This window comes from Roseovarius sp. TE539, assembly GCF_003298505.1.
GTDB lineage: Bacteria > Pseudomonadota > Alphaproteobacteria > Rhodobacterales > Rhodobacteraceae > Roseovarius.
Window position 1 is genome coordinate 1 of record NZ_QNGB01000003.1, and the last position, 16850, is coordinate 16850.

A 16850-nucleotide genomic window follows, 5' to 3' on the forward strand; every position below is an offset into this window, starting at 1 on the left:
CTCTACAACCAGCAGCTCCCGCAATCAGCCCTGGGCAGCAAGACGCCCTTGCAGGCGATGAAAGACTGGCACAAACTCAAGCCCGACCTGTTCAGGAAACGGCCATACTACCTTCCGGGATCCGACAACTAGTCTGACAATCTTCGGGTTTCTTGCAAATTGAGTCCGCTCAATATTCTGAATGGAAACATGCCCCGGGAGTTGTCCTGGGCTTTCGATCTCAATTCTGTTATCAAATATCCGCACTTGCACGTCAGAAGGAATGCTATAATCTCTATGTAGAACTGCGTTTGTCAGCAACTCATGCAGCGCCTCTTCTGGATAGGAAATCTTCTCCATTCCTTCAGGGCCAAGTTTTTCTATACCTTCAATAACCTCTCGAACTCTCGCAACCGCATTGTAAATCAGGTGATAAATTGGCCCTTCTATTGTCTCAGGGTTACCAGCGAGATAGTCTCTTTCAGCGTCATCTTTTGTGCGGTATCTTAAAATTTTTACAGCACTCCGCTTTGGCAAAAGCGACTGAGGAGTGTCTGAATAAAGCAAAACACTAGCTACAGTTGGTTGATTATCTACAAGCAGTCTTTGCTTTTCAAGCCATTCCACGGGCTCCCCCGTTGGAACGGTATCTATCAAAAACTCAATAATGGTTTCTGAATTTGTTACTTCCTCATAATCGGTGTTGATCTTCTCATCTTCGTAGGAAACAACGCCTTTATCAAATTTTAATCTATCCAGAGCATCACCAGAAACCGGCAAGCTTTGGGCACCTTTCCTCACATAGGCCTTCCCATTGTTGGCCATTAACACTTGCTGGGACTTTTGAATCGTCACAAATAAAACGATCCCGGGTAAATCCTGACACTCTATAAATGTCGTTTGAATAATGTTTCCCAAAGGGTCCTGAGATGCAAAGGTTTGCAGGAGGCCGTTCGCATCCTCCTCATCAGCGAATCCACTCCATATCCTTTCGCCTCCGCTCAGATTTTCGACCTCCTCAATACCAATGATTAACTCTCCGCCAGCAGAGTTCGCAAATGCGGAAACTGCCTTCGTCAGTTTCGCGGGACCAGCCTCCTTAGCCTTGAAATCCAAAAAATGGCTTTCTCGACGTTCTAGTAGAGATTGGGCTTCCCGAGCTTCTATTTTCTTTGTTTCTGCCATCTTCTCAATCCAATGGTAACAATGAGAATCTTCAAACCACAACCTCCATCCGTTCCTGCTCGCCCACGCCGAACACCCGCTTGTAGCGGGCGATCTCGTCTTCCGGGCCCATGGCCTTGCGGGGGTTGTCGGAGAGCTTGACCGTGGGCCGGCCGTTGGCGGCGACGGCCTTGCACACGAGGCTGAAGGGCGCCAGGCGGTCGCCCGAGGTCAGGCCGCGGAAATCGTTGGTCAGCAGCGTGCCCCAGCCGAAGCTCACCCGCACCCGCCCCGAGAACTGCCTTTGCAGGGCGATGATCTTCTCTTCGTCGAGCCCGTCCGAGAAGATCACCAGTTTCCGGCGCGGATCCTCGCCGCGGGACTTCCACCAGGCGATGGCCGTCTCGGCCCCTTCGGCCGGGTCGCCGCTGTCGACGCGGATGCCGGTCCAGCCCGCCAGCCAGTCGGGCGCGTTTTCCAGGAACCCTTTCGTGCCGTAGGTGTCGGGCAGGATGATGCGCAGGTTGCCGTCATGCTCCTCGTGCCAGTCGCTGAGCACCTCGTAGGGCGCGCGCGCGAGTTCGGCATCGGTGTCGGCGAGCGCGGCATAGACCATCGGCATCTCGTGGGCGTTGGTGCCGATCGCCTCGAGGTCGCGGTTCTTGGCGATGAGGCAGTTGGAGGTGCCCACGAAGCCCGGGCCCAGCCCTTCGCGCATGGCCTGCACGCACCAGTCCTGCCACAGGAAGGAATGGCGGCGGCGGGTGCCGAAATCGGCGATGCGCAGGCCCTCGACGCTGCGCAAGCGTTCGACCTTTTCCCACAGCTTTGTCATGGCGCGGGCATAGAGGACCTGAAGCTCGAATTTCTTCATGTCGTCGAGGACAGCGCGTGATCGCAATTCCATCAGCACGGAGAGCGCGGGAATTTCCCACAGCATGACCTCGGGCCAGGGGCCTTCGAAGGTCAGTTCGTACTGATCGCCGCGGCGTTCGAGGTGATAGGGCGGCAGGCGGAGCCTTTCGAACCAGTCCATGAACTCGGGTGTGAACATCTGCCGTTTGCCGTAGAAGGTGTTGCCGCGCATCCAGGTACTTTCGCCACGGCTGAGCGAGAGAGAGCGGATATGGTCGAGCTGTTCGCGCAGTTCGCCCTCGTCCACCAGATTGGCGAGCGGCACCGAGGTTGTGCGGTTGATCAGGCTGAAGGTCACCGTGGTGTCGGGCCTGTTGCGAAAGACAGACTGGCACATCAGCAGCTTGTAGAAATCGGTGTCGATCAGGGATCGGACGATCGGATCGATTTTCCACTTGTGATTGTATACGCGGGTGGCGATTTCGACCATCGGGCGGCTCCGGTTCGTGCCTGTCCGTTAAAGCATCGCCGCACGGGCGAGGCAAGCGGCGGGGGCGGCGCCTGTTCAGGTGTTGCCGAGAAGCGAGAGGAGGTACCGACCGTAGGCCGTCTTGGCGCCCATTTCCTCGGCGGTGGCGCGCAGGGCGGCGTTGTCGATCCAGCCACGCGCATGGGCGATCTCTTCGGGGCAACCGGCCTGGAGGCCCTGCCGTTCCTGAAGGGTGCGGACGAAATTTCCCGCGTCCAGAAGGCTGCCATGGGTGCCGGTATCGAGCCAGGCGTAGCCGCGGCCCATGAGGTCCACACCGAGTGCTCCCTCGTCGAGGTAGCTTTGCAGAAGAGCAGTTATTTCAAGCTCGCCCCGGGACGAGGGCGTGACGGCGCGTGCCCGTGAGGGGGCTGTCCCGTCAAGGAAATAGAGCCCGGTGACAGCGTAGGACGAGGCCGGTCTTTCCGGTTTCTCGATGATCGAGAGGGCGGTGCCATCATCGTCGAAGCCGACAACGCCGTAGCGGCGCGGATCGGCCACGTGGTAGCCGAAGACGGTGCCGCCATGGGTGCGCGCATCGGCGCGGGCCAGCATCTCCGGAAGGCCATGACCGAAGAAGATGTTGTCGCCCAGCACCATCGCCGACGGTCCGCCATCGAGGAAATCCTCGGCAAGGACATAAGCCTGTGCCAGACCATCGGGAGAAGGCTGGGAAATCCATGTGAAGGCAAGGCCCCATTGTGCGCCGTCACCCAGGAGGCGCTGGAATTGCGTCTGATCTTCCGGTGTGGTGATGATCGCGATCTCGCGGATACCGGACAGCATCAGCACCGAAAGCGGGTAGTAGATCATCGGCTTGTCGTAGACCGGCAGGAGCTGCTTGGAGATCCCGCGTGTGATCGGGTGCAGCCGCGTGCCGCTGCCACCGGCGAGGATGATGCCCTTGCGGCTTGTCATGTCGTCACTCCGTACTGTCCGGAATCCGGGAAATGATATCGTCGAGGGCTGCGTGCCAGTCGGGGCGCGCAATTCGGAAAGCGGTTTCGGTGGCTGTGCAGTCGAGACGGGAATTGAGCGGCCGAGGCGCGGGGGTCGGGTATTGGTCGGTCGGGATGCCCGTGACCGCGCAGTCGAGCGCGGCCTGCGCGAAGATCGCGCGCGCGAAATCCGCCCGGGAAACTTCGGGCGTGCCGGCGTAATGATAGGTGCCGCTTTTGCCCGGATCGGCGGCGAGTTGACGGGCGGTGGCGATGCAGGCGGCGGCAAGCGCATCCGCCGGGGTGGGGCCCCCCACCTGATCGGCCACGATGCGCAAGCCATGATGCCTGGCCGCAAGATTCAGCATCGTGGTGACGAAATTCTGCCCGTGCGCGGAAAACACCCAGGCCGTGCGCAGGATCGCGTGCGGGCCGCCGGCGGCGCGCACCGCGTCCTCGCCGGCGGATTTGCTGCGGCCGTAGGTGTTGAGCGGGGCAGTGGGCGTATCGGGCGCATGCGGTGCCGTGCCCGAGCCGTCGAAGACATAATCGGTGGAAACATGCACGAAGGGAATGCGCCGTGCGGCGCAGGCGCGGGCCATGGCCCCCGGTGCCTCGGCGTTGATCCGGTGCGCACGTGCGGGGTCGTCTTCGGCACCGTCCACGTCGGTAAAGGCCGCGGCGTTGATCACCGCGTCGGGTGCCGCATCGCAGATGGCGGCGGCGCAGACTTCGGGACGGGCGAGGTCCGCGGCATCGCGGCCGAGCGCGGTGAGCGCCAGGCCCGGCGCAGTGGCGGCCTGCGCCCGAATTGCGCGGCCAAGCTGCCCGGTGCGCCCGAAAACAAGAAGTTTCATCCCCGCCCCAACCTTTCACCGACGCCGGGCCGGTCCAGCAGGGCGCCCCACCACTCTTCGTTTTGCAGATACCATTCAACCGTGGCGCAAAGCCCGTCAGACAGCGGCGTGCGCGGGCTCCAGCCCAGTTCGGTGTGCAGGCGCGTGGCGTCGATGGCATAGCGGTGGTCGTGGCCGGGGCGATCCGCGACGAAGGTGATCAGGCGGTCATGTGGTGCGCCCGCCGGGCGCAGCGCGTCCAGGGCCGAGCAGATCCGCCGCACAATGTCGATGTTGCGCGCCTCACCCTGCCCGCCGACAAGATAGGTTGTGCCGTTGTGCCCGCGCGCCAGCACCTCGAGCAGCGCTTCGGCATGGTCCTCTACATGAATCCAGTCGCGCACGTTCTCGCCTTGTCCGTACACCGGGATCGTCCGGCCCGCGCGGGCATTCAGAATCGTGACCGGGATCAGCTTTTCGGGGAACTGGTAGGGTCCGTAGTTGTTGCCGCAATTCGAGATCACCACCGGCAGGCCCCAGGTTTCATGCCAGGCCCGCACCAGGTGATCGCTGCCGGCCTTGGAGGCGGCATAGGGGCTGCGCGGGGCGTAAGGCGTGGTTTCGGTGAAGCGGCCGGAAGGGCCGAGCGCGCCGAAGACCTCGTCGGTGGAGACGTGGTGAAAGCGGAAGGTCTCGGGGCGTCCGCGTCTTTCCCAGTGGGCGCGCGCGGCTTCGAGCAGCGTGGCGGTGCCAGCGACATTGGTGTCGACGAAGGCGGCCGGCCCGTCGATGGAGCGATCGACATGGCTTTCGGCGGCGAGATGCATGATTGCGCCCGGCGCGTGCCGCGTGAGGATACGGTCGAGCGCGGGGCGGTCGCGGATATCGGCCTTTTCGAAGGTGTAGAGAGGATTGTCGGCCACTCTGTTGAGGTTCGCGGTACAGGCAGCATAGGTCAGGGCATCGAGATTGACCACCGCGCGGCCACGCGCAACGGCCAGCCGGATCACCGCCGAGCCGATGAAGCCGCAACCACCGGTTACCAGAAGCGGGCCATTATCCGTCATGGGTGAACGGGCTTTCGATGTCGCGCAGGCGCGGGGCGGCGGCGTCCCTGTCGGACAGAACGGGCGGGGCGGGCAGGTTCCAGTCGATACCAAGTTCCGGATCGTCCCACCGAACCGCGCGGTCGCATCCCGGCGCGTAGTAATCGGAGCACTTGTAGACGATCTCGGTCTCGGGCTGACGGGTGACGAAGCCGTGCAGGAAACCTGCCGGTATCAGCAACTGAAGGCCGTTCTCGAAGCTCAGCTCGCGGCCGGTCCAGTGTCCGAAGGTGGGAGACCCCCGGCGGATATCGACGGCCACATCGAAAAGCGCCCCGTGGCCGCAGCGCACCAGCTTGGCCTGCGCATGCGGCGGTGCCTGGAAATGCAGGCCGCGCAGGGTGTTTGCGGCAGCGGAAAGGGAATGGTTGTCCTGCACGAAATCCAGCGTGATACCGTGTTCCGCAAGCGTGCGGCGATTCCAGCTTTCGCTGAAGAATCCGCGGCTGTCGCCATGACGCGCGGGCTCAAGCAGCAGCACGCCGGGAAGTTCGGTGCCGGTGATCCTCACACTGGCCCTCCTGTCCTGCCTTCGATGGGCTGATAGCAAGCGGGGCCATGCCTGTCACGCGCCAAGGCCCGGTGCGCGCCGAATTATCTTAAATCCCCGGTAACATCCATAAACAGGCCATAATTGCGACAGCCGTCATTAAGGCACGTCCGCGATGATCCGTCCCGGTGGGAGAAAACCGGGGTGAGACATGGCAGAGCTGCGCCTTGAGGCGTCGGCCCCTGTGGGAGGGGATGCCGCGCCGCTTGTCGGCTTGACCGATCTGATGGTGATCGCGGGACCGTCAGGGCCTGTGCTGATCTCCGCCGCGCGCGGCGGCGGATGGCTAAGTGCCTATGACGTGTCCGGCGGCGCGGCGCGGCTGCTGGACCGTTGGGAAATCGGTGAGGGTTACCTGCAACTGGAATCGACGGACATCGTGCCGCTGCCGGATGGCGGCCTTTGGCTGGCGGGGCTGGCCTCGGCCGGTATGGTGCGGGTGGACTGGCATGGAACGGGGTTCGGGCCGGTGCGGGATCTCACCGTTTCGGGGTTGGACATGCGCGTTATCTCGACGGTGTCGATGGTCTCGCAGGGTGTGCAGATGGCCGGATTCGCCGGACGCCGCGACGGTGGGCTTACGGTTCTGCGGATGGACGCGCAGGGGCAGGTCACGGACGTGGTTCCGGTGGCGACGGGCGATCCCCTGCACCAGGCCCGTGTGACCGCCGTGGAGACGGTGCAGACCGCGGATGGCACCTATGGAATCGCCGCGTTCGGCTGGGAAGACATGATCAGTGCCTTCCGGTTGGAGCCCGGGGGCGCTGTCACGCATGTCGCCGATCTTGCGGCGACATCGCGGAGTCCGGGCATCGCGCAGCCCGGCGCGCTCGGGGCGGTCAAGGTGGATGGTGTGCCCTACCTTGTCGCCGCCGCGTCGGGCAGCGGTTCGTTGAGCGTGTTTTCGGTGGAGGCGGATGGCGCGCTGATCATGACGGATCATGTCCTCGACAACCGTGACACCCGTTTTTCGGATGCGGCGCATCTGGAAGTGATCGAGGTCGGCGGGCGCGGCTACGCGATCGCGGCGGGACGCGACAGCGGGCTGAGCCTGTTCGAGATTCTTCCCGGCGGGCGGCTTCACCATCTCGAAAGCGTGGCGGCGACGATCGGAGTACCGCTTGGCGGCATTACGGATATCGCCGTGAGCGCGGCGTCGAATGGGGGATTGCGCATCTGGGTGGCGACCCAGCAGGCACCGCATCTGGTTGAATTCAACGTGACGGGCCTTCCGGCGGGTGTGGTGCGCGCCGCGGATGACAACGGCTTGGCCCTTGATGGCACTGCCGGCAGTGATGTGCTGGCCGGCGGTGCGGGCAACGACAGCCTTTCGGGCGGTGCGGGGCGCGATGTCCTTATGGACGGCGCCGGGGAGGATACCCTTCGGGGCGGGGCCGGCGCCGATGTCTTCATCCTGTCCGGTGACGGGGAATCTGACCGGGTGATGGATTTCGAGCCCGGTCTGGACCGGCTTGACCTGACCGGGCTGGCACCGGTCAGGGATTTCGATGATGTGATCGTCAGCGCGACGCCCTGGGGCGCGCGGATATCCTTCCTCGAAGAGGAAATCATCGTCCGAAAGGCTGGAGGCGGCGCCCTGGACCGGGCGGATTTCGTGGAGGGTGGCTTGGTGACAACCGACCGCTTGAAAGTGGTGCTTGACGTCACCGGCGGTCCAGACGGGGCGGATGGAACCGGCAGCGATGGAAGTGGTGAACAGGACTCCGGAAGCGATCCCGGCGGCAGTCCGGCCTCCGGCGACAGCCCGGACGATGGTGGCACGTCCGACGGGGGTGGCGACCCGGGTACTGATGACGGTGCCGGTGGTGGCGACCCTGATCCCGGCGGCAATACAGATTCCGGTGATGGCCCGAATGATGGAGGCATGCCCGTTGAAGGCGGCAACCCGGACGATGGCGACGGACAGGATGCCGGGCCGGCGGGAATTTCCGGGAATGGCAGTCCCGGAGCAGACAGCATGACCGGTGGCGCCGGTAACGATACCCTGTCCGGCTTGGCCGGTAACGACACGCTACGTGGTCTGGGGGGCGATGACAGCCTTGTTGGTGGAGCAGGCGCAGATCTTCTGGACGCTGACTGGCAACCGCGTGTGGCTGTGGATTTTGCGGGTGCGGCGGAGGCGGTGGCGGCGATGATCGGTCGTGATGATCTTGTCGGCGTCGATGATGTGGCCGGATCCGCCTTCGACGATGCCCTGATCGGCGACGGTCAGGCCAACATCCTGCGCGGCAGGGCGGGTGACGACGTTCTGAACGGGCTTTCCGGCGACGATACGCTGGAAGGCGGGGCCGGCGCCGACACACTACTGGGATCGCGCGGGGCGGACACCCTCGATGGCGGAACCGGCCGGGACATGGCGAGCTTTTTCAACGCGAGCGGCCCGCTGTTCGTGGACGTAAGGGCGGGCATGGCCTCGGGAGAGGGCCATGCGGCGGGTGACACCCTGATCTCGATCGAGGATGTCTTCGGCTCGCGTTTCGCTGACACGCTCAGAGGTAACGCCGGAGAGAACGCGATCAGCGGGTACCACGGTAATGACCTGATCCGCGCCGGGGGGGGCGACGACACGCTGCACGGTGGTGGTGGTGATGACAGCCTGTTCGGGGGCCGCGGTGATGACTTCCTGATCGGTGGTGACGGTGCGGACAGGTTCATTTTTGAGGACACGAATTTCGGGCAGGATCGCATCGGCGACTGGGAGGACGGAGTTGACAAGCTGGATTTCATCGACGCCGGGCTTGATCAGGACGATTTCGCCATCCTTCAGGTCGCGGGGGATACGGTGCTGCGTCTGAACTCGGATCCGGGACAGGGTGTGACGCTGACAGGGGTTGCGGCCTCGTCGATCTGGGCGGATGATTTCCTTTGACCGGTGATCCCGCACGGTGCCGATACGGAGCGTAAACCACCCCGGCCTAGCGTGCAGCGCAAATCAGCTCCGGAGCGCCCCATGACCGATACTTCGCCCGTCCTCTCGATGCCGTTCATCATGCCTTCGCAGGCGCAGAAGCATGTCACCCACAACGAGGCGCTGCGCCATCTGGATGTTATTGTACAGGCCGCGGTGATTGACCGTGACAGGGCAGCCCCGCCCGCCACGCCACAGATCGGAGACCGCCATATCGTTGGTAGCGGGGCGTCCGGGGCGTGGGCCGGGCGTGCGGGTGACATCGCGTTGTTCGCCGCGGATGGCTGGCAGTTCACCACCCCGAGCGGAGGCTGGCGCGTACATGTTCTGCAAGAGGGCGAGACATTGACCCATGATGGCAATGTGTGGCGCGCCCCCTCTGAAAGCACGCTCCTGGCGGCGCAACTGGGTATCGGCGGCGCGGCGCCGGACGAGACGAACCGTCTTGCAGTGTCAGCGCCCGCGGTGCTGCTGAACCATGCCGGCGCGGACCACCAGCTGAAGATCAACAAGGCCGCGCCGGGCGATACCGCCAGCCTTCTGTTTCAGACAGGGTTTTCCGGCCGGGCCGAGATGGGGCTCACCGGGGGGGATGATTTCGAGATCAAGGTCAGCGATGACGGCGCCATCTTCCGGCAGGCGGTGGTGGCCGAGGCGTCAACCGGGCTAGCGCGGTTTCCGCAGGGCGCGCGTACCGCGGCGCTGGAGGTTGAGGGCGACAGCCTGCGCGTGACTCAGCCGCGCACGCCAGGCAGTGCTTCGGACAGCGGGGCCGCCGGGCAAATCGCTTGGGACGCTGATTACGTATATGTCTGCGTGGCCACGGACACCTGGAAGCGTGCGGCGCTGAGCAGCTGGTAGAACGGGGATTAGCCGGATTCTTCCAGCAGCGCCGCGAGCCCGTCGCGGTAGGACGGGTAGCGCAGCGCGACGCCGAGATCGCGCTTGATGCGGTCGTTACTGACGCGCTTTGATTCGGCATAGAAACTGCGCGCCATCGGCGACATGTCCGCATCGTCGAAATCCACCTCCGGTGGCAAGGGCAGGCCGAGAAGATCCGCGGCATGGCCGATCACGTCCTGCGGCGGTGCCGGATCGTCATCGCAGAGGTTATAGACCGCACCCGGATCGGGGCTGTCGATCGAGGCGGCCAGCACCTGTGCTATGTCCTCCACATGGATGCGGCTGAAGACCTGCCCGGGCTTGATTATGCGGCGCGCGGAGCCGCGGCGCACCTTCTCGAACGGGCCGCGCCCGGGTCCGTAAATTCCCGCCAGGCGGAAGATATGCAGCGGTAGGCCGGGTATCGCCTGCCATTCCGCCTCGGCCGCGACGCGCAGCCGACCGCGTTCCGTCGAGGGAGTAAGTGGCGTGTCCTCGTCCACCCAGCCGCCCTGATGATCGCCGTAAACCCCGGTAGTCGACAGGTACCCGGCCCATTCCAGGCGCGGCGCGACGGCGGCGATGGCCGTGCGGCATTCGCGCAGCACCGGATCGCCCTTGGCATCGGGGCCGGCGGAGATCAGCAGATGCGTGGCCCCCTCAAGCGCCGCTCTGATGTCGTTGCCGGGAAAGATCAGCGGTGTCACGCCTTCGTCCCGCAGTGCCGCGGTCTTCCCGGGCGAGCGGGTGGTTCCGTGGATCGACCAGCTATGTGGCCGGAGACGCCGCGCGAGCGCCCGGGCCGAGTAGCCGTGTCCGAAGGAAAGAAGTGTCTTGGTCATGCCTCCTAATGTAAAACGCGGACGTCTTTGGCAAGCGGTGTGGTGGCTCGGCGCCGTTTCGCCGACATGCGCGGCCGGTGCTGGCGCCTTGTGTCGGAATGGGCCAGGACGTACCTGTCGCATGATCAGGAGGGACCATGCCCCGTTTCAGTCGTCGTTGCCTGGTCCTCATGGCGGGGGCCGCCGCGCTGACCGCATGTTCCGGAGGCCGGGAAACCCGTGAAAGGCGCTTGTCCACGAGCAGCGCGGGCCCGAAAGTGCCGCCGCTTCATCCCAACGAAACGCCGGCCTTGCGTCGGCTCATTAACCGCTACGCGGATCACTACGACGTGCCGCGCGGCCTCGTTCACCAGCTGGCGATCCGCGAAAGCGCGCATCGCCCCGGCGCCCGAAACGGCCCCTATTACGGCCTGTTGCAAATCCATCCGCAGACGGCGCGGAGCATGGGGTTCCGTGGTCCGCCCGGAAACCTTCTGAATGCCGAGACGAACCTGGAATACGCGGTGAAGTACCTGCGCGGAGCCTATATCGTGGCCGGGGGTGACCCGGATGCGACGATCATGTGGTACGCTCGGGGATATTACCACGAGGCCAAGCGCAAGGGGCTGCTCGTGAAGACGGGGCTGCGGGCCGGTTGACCGGCCCGCGCCCGACGCCTCAGGCCGCCCCCTTGTTCGCCAGCGTCCGGTAAGTGCTCCAGGTCGCGCCACGGTCGGTGTAGCAACCGCGCAGGTGCCGCGCGCCACTTTCGGCGGAAAAGCCTTCGCGCCCGTGGACAATCCGGTGGTTGTCGAAGACGATGCACTCGCCCGCGTTGAGGCGGAACCGGCACACGAAACGGTCGTCCTGCATCATGCGGATGAACTTGCAGAAGGCGGGGTAGTAGGAATCCAGCACCTCCTGCGGCAGGTCCATGTCCTCCTGCAGGTGCTGCGAGATCGTGACCCCGGACACGTTGCCGCGCGCATCGAGCTCGATCACCTTCTGGCGGGCGCGATAATCCCAGCCGTCGTGGCGATAGAAGAACGGAATCGAATGCGTGACCAGCAGGTCGAACGCCCCCGGGTCCTCAGCGCGCAGCGCTTCGGCCACCGCGGCGCCATCCAGAAACAGGCTGCGTCCCCCCTCGACCGTGTTCGCCCGGCAATGCAGGAACTGCACGCCCGGTGCCATCTCCTCGCCCGGCAGATCGGTGTGCATCTCCAGCGGGCCGGCCGTGAAAGCAAGGTTCGTCGGCTCGATTTCCAGCCGGACCTCGAAGTAATGCCCCTCCGCCGTGGGTGTGACAGGGCCAAGGCAATTGACGAGCCGGGTAAGGCTTTCGTCGCTGTCCTCCATTCCCGTGACCAGCGCGACACCCTCCTCGATCAGCGCGCGCGCCAGTCTGGCCCGGCCTGTATCGTTGCCTTCCACCTCGGTCTGCGGGATGCGCCGGAAATTCCCGTGATGGCCGGCGTACCACAGGGTGCGCGGCAGATCGGCAGGATCGGGTTTCTGCCCGTTGGCCGCGAACGCCTCCAGCCTGTCTAGGGGCAGGCGCGTGACATGATCCTCGTTGGCCCAGTCGATTTCCAGAATACCATCAGCGACACGTGCTTTCCTCGCCGTCGGCGCCGCCGTGAGAGCGGTGACATCGAAGACACGCTCGCGCGTCTGCGGGTCGATCGTGGAGGGGCAGGCATCGCGCAGCCAATGGTAGTTGAAATATGTTTCTCCACCGCCAAGCGGTGCGTATAGCCCGTTGTCCGCAAGCGGGACCTCGGTTTGCGTCATGTTCGTCTCCCGTGATTTTGTTGTGAAGTCTAGGCGGCGTAGTCGGCCCCTTCGGCATCGAGTATGGCCTTGAGTTCGGCAAGATGGCGCTCGGCCTGACCCGGATACTCCTCGAGTTCTTTCGCGGTCTTCTCGGCCACCGCTTCGGACAGCACACGCAAGGGCCGGCCCGTCTGCAGGGCGCGGATGTATGTCTCGGCGGCGCGCTCGAAATAATAGAGACGGTTGAACGTGTCGGCGACGGTATCCCCGATCACCATGACACCGTGATTGCCCATGATCATCACCTTTTTGCGGGGGTCGTCGAAAAGCCGGGCGCAGCGTTCGCCCTCCTCCTCGAAGGCCAGCCCGCCGTAGCCGTCGTCGATGACGTGGCGGTCGAAGAAGGTGGCGCAGTTCTGGTCAATGGGCGGCAGGGAACTGTCTTCTAGGCAGGCCAGTACAGTGGCATGGATCGAATGGACATGCATCGCACAACGGGCGTGGGGGCAATGCCGGTGCAATCCGCCATGCAGACCCCAGGCAGTGGGATCGGGCGCGCCCGGCTTGTCCAGAGTGCCGGGGTCGTTGGCGTCCACCTCGATCAGGTCCGATGCCCGGATACGTGCGAAATGCATCTGGTTGGGGTTCATGAGGAACCTTGTCCCGTCCGCGTTCACCGCAATGCTGAAATGATTGGCGACGGCCTCGTGCATGTTCAGCCGCGCGGTCCAGCGAAAGGCCGCGGCCAGATCGACGCGGTCGGACCAGTGATCCATGTTGGGCTTGAGGGGGGTGACGGTCATTCGGAGGATTCCCTTTGCTTGCAGGCGCAGTCTCAGGGTGGATCGTGGCGGATGTCAAACGCTTCGCGGCGAGGTTTTCCGGATTTTTCCCGGTGGCCTTCCGGCGGCCCTGTCAAAGCGGGCGCGATGGAACCCAGGCATATCCATTGGCGCAAAGAATGACCGCTTCGCGCAGGCCATGCGGCTTGTCGGCTGGCGGGTGCAGAATATGCGCGCCGTGCCTCCCGGCCCGGTCCGTGGCACCGTCCGGATCGGTATGGAAAAGCCGGAATTCCGCGCCGGCCCCGCGTGGCGGGGTTTCGGGCAGAAGCCCGAGCAGAGGGTTCCCGGCATAGGTGTGATCGGCATGCAACTGCACGACACAGTCGTGATAGGTGATGATCGCGAAATCCCGGCTCACGCGGTGGCCCTGCATACCGAAGACGTCGACGAGGAAGCCGACCTGCGCGGGTACGTCGCGTACCAGGATATTGAGCCCGATGCCCTTTAGCGAAGCCCCGAATTCGGCCGGACTGACTGTCTCGTAATCCATGTTCGAAAGCCCTTTCACGATCCGGAATGACCCAGGTTGATCCTCGTCCGAAGGCGTGTCAACCTCCGGCAGTGGTCCGGGTACGCCTCCGGCGGGAGTATTTCGGGAAAGATGAAAGACGCGGTGCCCGGACTTCTTCTGGCCGGAAATATCCCGGGGTGAATTGCACGCAGGGCAAGAGGGGCAGCGCCCCTGTATTGCAAAAGAAAGTATGTGGCGCAGCCACGCGATTGAACCAGGGGTAAGGGGGCGAGGAATGCGGCATCGTGAACCATTGCAGGCGCCTGGTGGTCACGATGGCGCGATTACGCCCGATCTTCCCGGCACGGAGGTGTTCACCGAAGCCGCCGCCGCTGTCGAGCGGCTGGAAAGGCTTTACGAGGGTGCGGCGCAGTTCCTTTGCCAGAGGTTTTCAGAGGCACTGGCCAAGGGGCCGCCCGCACAGCGGGTGCGCGCCTTCTACCCCGAGATCCGCGTGACCACCAGTTCCTTCGCGCAGGTCGACAGCAGGCTCAGCTTCGGCCATGTCGCGGAGCCCGGCACCCATGCGGCGACGATCACGCGCCCCGGGCTGTTCCGCAACTACCTGGAACAACAGATCGGCCTTTTGATCGAGAATCATGGCGTGCCGGTGCGCATAGGGGTGTCGGAAACGCCGATGCCCGTGCATTTCGCGGTGGCCAACGAGGCTGGTATTTCCGTGCCGCAAGATGGTGCGGCCGCCTTCACCCTGCGCGACGTTTTCGACGTTCCGGACCTCGGAACCACCAATGACGACATCGTCAACGGCACCCATGTGCCAAGCGATGACGGGATCGGGCCGCTGGCGCTGTTCTCGGCCCAGCGGGTGGATTATTCGCTGGCGCGGCTGGCGCACTACACCGCAACGGATCCGGGCCATTTCCAGAATCACGTCCTGTTCACGAATTACCAGTTCTACGTTGCCGAGTTCGAGGCCTATGCACGGCGTGTTCTGGCTGATCCGGACAGCGGCTACACCGCCTTCGTGAGCACCGGCAACGTGGAGATCACGGACCCGGAGGCGACGATCGCGATGCCGGAGAAACTGCCGCAGATGCCCGCCTATCACCTGAAGCGCGAGGGGGCTGCGGGGATCACGCTGGTCAATATCGGTGTTGGTCCCTCGAACGCCAAGACGGCAACGGACCACATCGCGGTGCTGCGCCCGCATGCGTGGATCATGGTCGGTCATTGCGCCGGGCTGCGCAATTCGCAGAACCTTGGCGATTTCGTTCTTGCGCATGCCTACCTGCGCGAGGACGGGGTTCTTGATGCCGATCTGCCCACATGGGTACCGGTGCCGGCACTGGCCGAGATCCAGATCGCCCTGCAGGAAGCCGTGGCCGAGGAAACGCGTCTGGAGGGATATGACCTCAAGCGGGTGATGCGAACCGGCACGGTGGCCAGCCTCGACAACCGCAACTGGGAACTGAGGGATCAGTCCGGCCCGGTCCAGCGGCTGAGCCAGTCGCGGGCCATCGCGCTGGACATGGAAAGTGCCACCATCGCCGCCAACGGCTTCCGCTTCCGGGTGCCCTACGGCACGCTTCTGTGCGTCTCCGACAAGCCACTGCACGGGGAGCTCAAACTGCCCGGCATGGCCAGCGATTTCTACAAGACGCAGGTCGCGCGGCACCTGATGATCGGGATCCGCGCTATGGAAACCCTGCGGCGCATGCCGCTGGAGCGGATCCACAGCCGCAAATTACGCAGTTTCGAGGAGACCGCTTTCCTTTGACCGCGTGTCGTGAGCCACAAAATCAACGAAAATGATCTGTTTTCCCATGCTATTTGTTGTGTTTGGCCACTACATGACGTTAAAATGAATGGGTGAGGCCCAATTCTCGGGCAGTTTAAGGAGACCATAAAATGGCGAAACCGATGACCAAGACCCAGCTCGTTGCCGCACTTGCCGACGAGATGGGAAGCGACAAGAAATCCGCAGGCGGCGCGCTTGATGCGATCATTTCCGTGATCACCCGTGAGGTGTCCAACGGCGGGGCCGTCACCCTGCCCGGGGTCGGCAAGTTCTATTGCCGCGAGCGTCCCGAGCGCATGGTGCGCAACCCGGCCACCGGCGAGCAGATCCGCAAGGAGGCCGACAAAGTGGTAAAGGTGACCGTCGCCAAGGCCCTCAAGGACAGCGTCAACGACTGAACTTGTATTCCTTACCCGTTTCGGGAAGGGTCGCTCCGCGGGGCGGCCCTTTTTCAATTTCCGGGAGTGGATTGATGGACATTCGCGCGATCCTGATGGGGCTGGCCTTTGCCGTCATGTGGTCGAGTGCCTTTTCCTCGGCACGGATCATCGTGGCGGCGGCCCCGCCGGTCAGTGCACTCGCGCTGCGGTTCCTGATATCAGGGCTTCTGGGGGTGCTGATCGCATGGGCGCTTGGCCAATCGTGGCGGCTGACGCGGGGCCAGTGGCGGGCGACTATCGTCTTCGGTGTCTGTCAGAATGCACTTTACCTCGGGATGAACTTCGTAGCGATGCAGACTGTCGAGGCCTCTCTTGCGGCGATCATCGCCTCGACCATGCCATTGCTGGTGGCTTTCGCTGGCTGGGCTCTTTTCCGAGAGCGCCTGCCATTGCTGGGGATTGCCGGGCTGGTGGCGGGGATAGCGGGCGTGGTGATCATCATGGGCGCGCGGCTTCAGGGTGGCGTGGATCTTTACGGGCTGGGGCTGTGCGTTCTGGGGGTGATCGCGCTGACCTTCGCGACGCTGGCGGTGCGCGGGGCCACCTCGGGCGGGAATTTCCTCATGGTGGTAGGGTTGCAGATGCTGGTCGGCGCGGCGGTGCTGGGCGTGGTGGCGGTTGCGACCGAGACGATCGAGATCGCGTGGAGTTGGCCCCTTGTCGCGGCCTTTGTCTATACGACGCTTGTTCCGGGTCTGGCGGCCACGCTGGTGTGGTTCATGCTGGTCCAGCGCATCGGGGCGACGCGGGCGGCGACGTTTCACTTCCTCAACCCGTTCCTTGGCGTGGCCATAGCCGCTGTCCTTCTGGGAGAATCGCTTGGCGCGAATGATATGATTGGCGTAGTCGTGATCATGGGGGGTATCCTGGCGGTGCAACTGTCGCGGCAGCGCGCGGCGCGGGCCGCGATGCGGGGCTGAGGGACGGGGG

The 16850-nt window shown here is 63.9% G+C and carries 15 protein-coding genes and 2 pseudogenes; 7 read left to right on the forward strand and 10 right to left on the reverse strand.

The window, feature by feature from the left end; translation table 11 throughout:
• Window positions 1–132: pseudogene (locus tag DQW77_RS18450) on the forward strand (IS481 family transposase); the annotation flags it as partial.
• Between the two features lie 6 nt (window positions 133–138).
• On the opposite strand, the pseudogene DQW77_RS02470 reads toward DQW77_RS18450, so the two are convergent.
• The 6 genes and pseudogenes from DQW77_RS02470 to rfbC form a co-directional block, all read right to left on the reverse strand.
• Window positions 139–1164 (reverse strand): annotated as a pseudogene (locus DQW77_RS02470) (RNA-binding domain-containing protein); the annotation flags it as partial.
• Window positions 1165–1195: 31 nt separating this feature from the next.
• Window positions 1196–2488 carry a nicotinate phosphoribosyltransferase gene (pncB, locus tag DQW77_RS02475; RefSeq protein ID WP_113256612.1) on the reverse strand — a complete coding sequence of 431 codons (1293 nt, stop codon included), beginning with the start codon at window positions 2486–2488 and terminating at the stop codon, window positions 1196–1198.
• 75 nt (window positions 2489–2563) lie between these two features.
• Window positions 2564–3445 (reverse strand): glucose-1-phosphate thymidylyltransferase RfbA, encoded by an 882-nt coding sequence (rfbA, locus tag DQW77_RS02480; RefSeq protein WP_113256613.1) that lies wholly within the window; start codon window positions 3443–3445, stop codon window positions 2564–2566.
• A gap of 4 nt (window positions 3446–3449) precedes the next feature.
• Complete coding sequence (rfbD, locus tag DQW77_RS02485; RefSeq protein ID WP_113256614.1) at window positions 3450–4322, reverse strand: dTDP-4-dehydrorhamnose reductase; 873 nt, start codon at window positions 4320–4322, stop codon at window positions 3450–3452.
• A complete protein-coding gene (gene rfbB / locus DQW77_RS02490) occupies window positions 4319–5368 on the reverse strand; it encodes a dTDP-glucose 4,6-dehydratase (protein WP_113256615.1) in 1050 nt (349 codons plus the stop codon). The genes rfbD and rfbB overlap by 4 nt, the downstream gene beginning before the upstream one ends.
• A complete protein-coding gene (rfbC, locus tag DQW77_RS02495) occupies window positions 5358–5918 on the reverse strand; it encodes a dTDP-4-dehydrorhamnose 3,5-epimerase (protein ID WP_113256616.1) in 561 nt (186 codons plus the stop codon). Before rfbC ends, rfbB begins: the two co-directional genes overlap by 11 nt.
• A 190-nt stretch (window positions 5919–6108) precedes the next feature.
• On the opposite strand from rfbC, the gene DQW77_RS02500 reads away from it, so the two are divergent.
• Together DQW77_RS02500 and DQW77_RS02505 are read left to right on the forward strand one after the other, a co-directional pair.
• Window positions 6109–8847 carry a calcium-binding protein gene (locus tag DQW77_RS02500; protein ID WP_113256617.1) on the forward strand — a complete coding sequence of 913 codons (2739 nt, stop codon included), beginning with the start codon at window positions 6109–6111 and terminating at the stop codon, window positions 8845–8847.
• 81 nt (window positions 8848–8928) lie between these two features.
• Window positions 8929–9747 carry a DUF2793 domain-containing protein gene (locus tag DQW77_RS02505; RefSeq protein WP_113256618.1) on the forward strand — a complete coding sequence of 273 codons (819 nt, stop codon included), beginning with the start codon at window positions 8929–8931 and terminating at the stop codon, window positions 9745–9747.
• An 8-nt stretch (window positions 9748–9755) separates the two neighbouring features.
• Here DQW77_RS02505 and DQW77_RS02510 read toward each other — a convergent pair whose 3' ends face one another.
• Window positions 9756–10610, reverse strand: coding sequence for an SDR family oxidoreductase (locus DQW77_RS02510; RefSeq protein ID WP_113256619.1), 855 nt, complete (start codon window positions 10608–10610; stop codon window positions 9756–9758).
• Window positions 10611–10747: 137 nt separating this feature from the next.
• Between DQW77_RS02510 and DQW77_RS02515 the strand changes: the two genes are divergently transcribed.
• Window positions 10748–11248, forward strand: coding sequence for a lytic transglycosylase domain-containing protein (locus DQW77_RS02515; RefSeq protein WP_113256620.1), 501 nt, complete (start codon window positions 10748–10750; stop codon window positions 11246–11248).
• A 19-nt stretch (window positions 11249–11267) separates the two neighbouring features.
• Here DQW77_RS02515 and DQW77_RS02520 read toward each other — a convergent pair whose 3' ends face one another.
• The 3 genes from DQW77_RS02520 to DQW77_RS02530 form a co-directional block, all read right to left on the reverse strand.
• Window positions 11268–12383, reverse strand: coding sequence for a TauD/TfdA family dioxygenase (locus DQW77_RS02520; RefSeq protein ID WP_113256621.1), 1116 nt, complete (start codon window positions 12381–12383; stop codon window positions 11268–11270).
• 29 nt (window positions 12384–12412) lie between these two features.
• A complete protein-coding gene (locus tag DQW77_RS02525; RefSeq protein WP_113256622.1) occupies window positions 12413–13168 on the reverse strand; it encodes a class II aldolase and adducin N-terminal domain-containing protein in 756 nt (251 codons plus the stop codon).
• Window positions 13169–13280: 112 nt separating this feature from the next.
• A complete protein-coding gene (locus DQW77_RS02530; protein WP_113256623.1) occupies window positions 13281–13700 on the reverse strand; it encodes a glyoxalase/bleomycin resistance/extradiol dioxygenase family protein in 420 nt (139 codons plus the stop codon).
• Window positions 13701–13956: 256 nt separating this feature from the next.
• On the opposite strand from DQW77_RS02530, the gene DQW77_RS02535 reads away from it, so the two are divergent.
• The 3 genes from DQW77_RS02535 to DQW77_RS02545 all read left to right on the forward strand — a co-directional run bounded on the left by DQW77_RS02535 (window position 13957) and on the right by DQW77_RS02545 (window position 16840).
• Entirely contained in the window at window positions 13957–15459 is a 1503-nt protein-coding gene (locus DQW77_RS02535) for an AMP nucleosidase (RefSeq protein ID WP_113256624.1), read from the forward strand.
• 131 nt (window positions 15460–15590) lie between these two features.
• Window positions 15591–15878, forward strand: coding sequence for an HU family DNA-binding protein (locus DQW77_RS02540; protein WP_113256625.1), 288 nt, complete (start codon window positions 15591–15593; stop codon window positions 15876–15878).
• Window positions 15879–15952: 74 nt separating this feature from the next.
• On the forward strand, window positions 15953–16840 hold the full coding sequence (locus tag DQW77_RS02545; RefSeq protein ID WP_113256626.1) for a DMT family transporter: 888 nt from the start codon (window positions 15953–15955) through the stop codon (window positions 16838–16840).
• The last annotated feature ends 10 nt before the right edge of the window (window positions 16841–16850 follow it).

Coding starts and splice junctions, on each gene's coding strand:
- pncB (WP_113256612.1), bottom strand. CDS start 2,488: ATGGTCGAAATCGCCACCCGCGTATACAATCACAAGTGGAAAATCGAT.
- rfbA (WP_113256613.1), bottom strand. CDS start 3,445: ATGACAAGCCGCAAGGGCATCATCCTCGCCGGTGGCAGCGGCACGCGG.
- rfbD (WP_113256614.1), bottom strand. CDS start 4,322: ATGAAACTTCTTGTTTTCGGGCGCACCGGGCAGCTTGGCCGCGCAATT.
- rfbB (WP_113256615.1), bottom strand. CDS start 5,368: ATGACGGATAATGGCCCGCTTCTGGTAACCGGTGGTTGCGGCTTCATC.
- DQW77_RS02500 (WP_113256617.1), top strand. CDS start 6,109: ATGGCAGAGCTGCGCCTTGAGGCGTCGGCCCCTGTGGGAGGGGATGCC.
- DQW77_RS02505 (WP_113256618.1), top strand. CDS start 8,929: ATGACCGATACTTCGCCCGTCCTCTCGATGCCGTTCATCATGCCTTCG.
- DQW77_RS02510 (WP_113256619.1), bottom strand. CDS start 10,610: ATGACCAAGACACTTCTTTCCTTCGGACACGGCTACTCGGCCCGGGCG.
- DQW77_RS02515 (WP_113256620.1), top strand. CDS start 10,748: ATGCCCCGTTTCAGTCGTCGTTGCCTGGTCCTCATGGCGGGGGCCGCC.
- DQW77_RS02520 (WP_113256621.1), bottom strand. CDS start 12,383: ATGACGCAAACCGAGGTCCCGCTTGCGGACAACGGGCTATACGCACCG.
- DQW77_RS02525 (WP_113256622.1), bottom strand. CDS start 13,168: ATGACCGTCACCCCCCTCAAGCCCAACATGGATCACTGGTCCGACCGC.
- DQW77_RS02530 (WP_113256623.1), bottom strand. CDS start 13,700: ATGGATTACGAGACAGTCAGTCCGGCCGAATTCGGGGCTTCGCTAAAG.
- DQW77_RS02535 (WP_113256624.1), top strand. CDS start 13,957: ATGCGGCATCGTGAACCATTGCAGGCGCCTGGTGGTCACGATGGCGCG.
- DQW77_RS02540 (WP_113256625.1), top strand. CDS start 15,591: ATGGCGAAACCGATGACCAAGACCCAGCTCGTTGCCGCACTTGCCGAC.
- DQW77_RS02545 (WP_113256626.1), top strand. CDS start 15,953: ATGGACATTCGCGCGATCCTGATGGGGCTGGCCTTTGCCGTCATGTGG.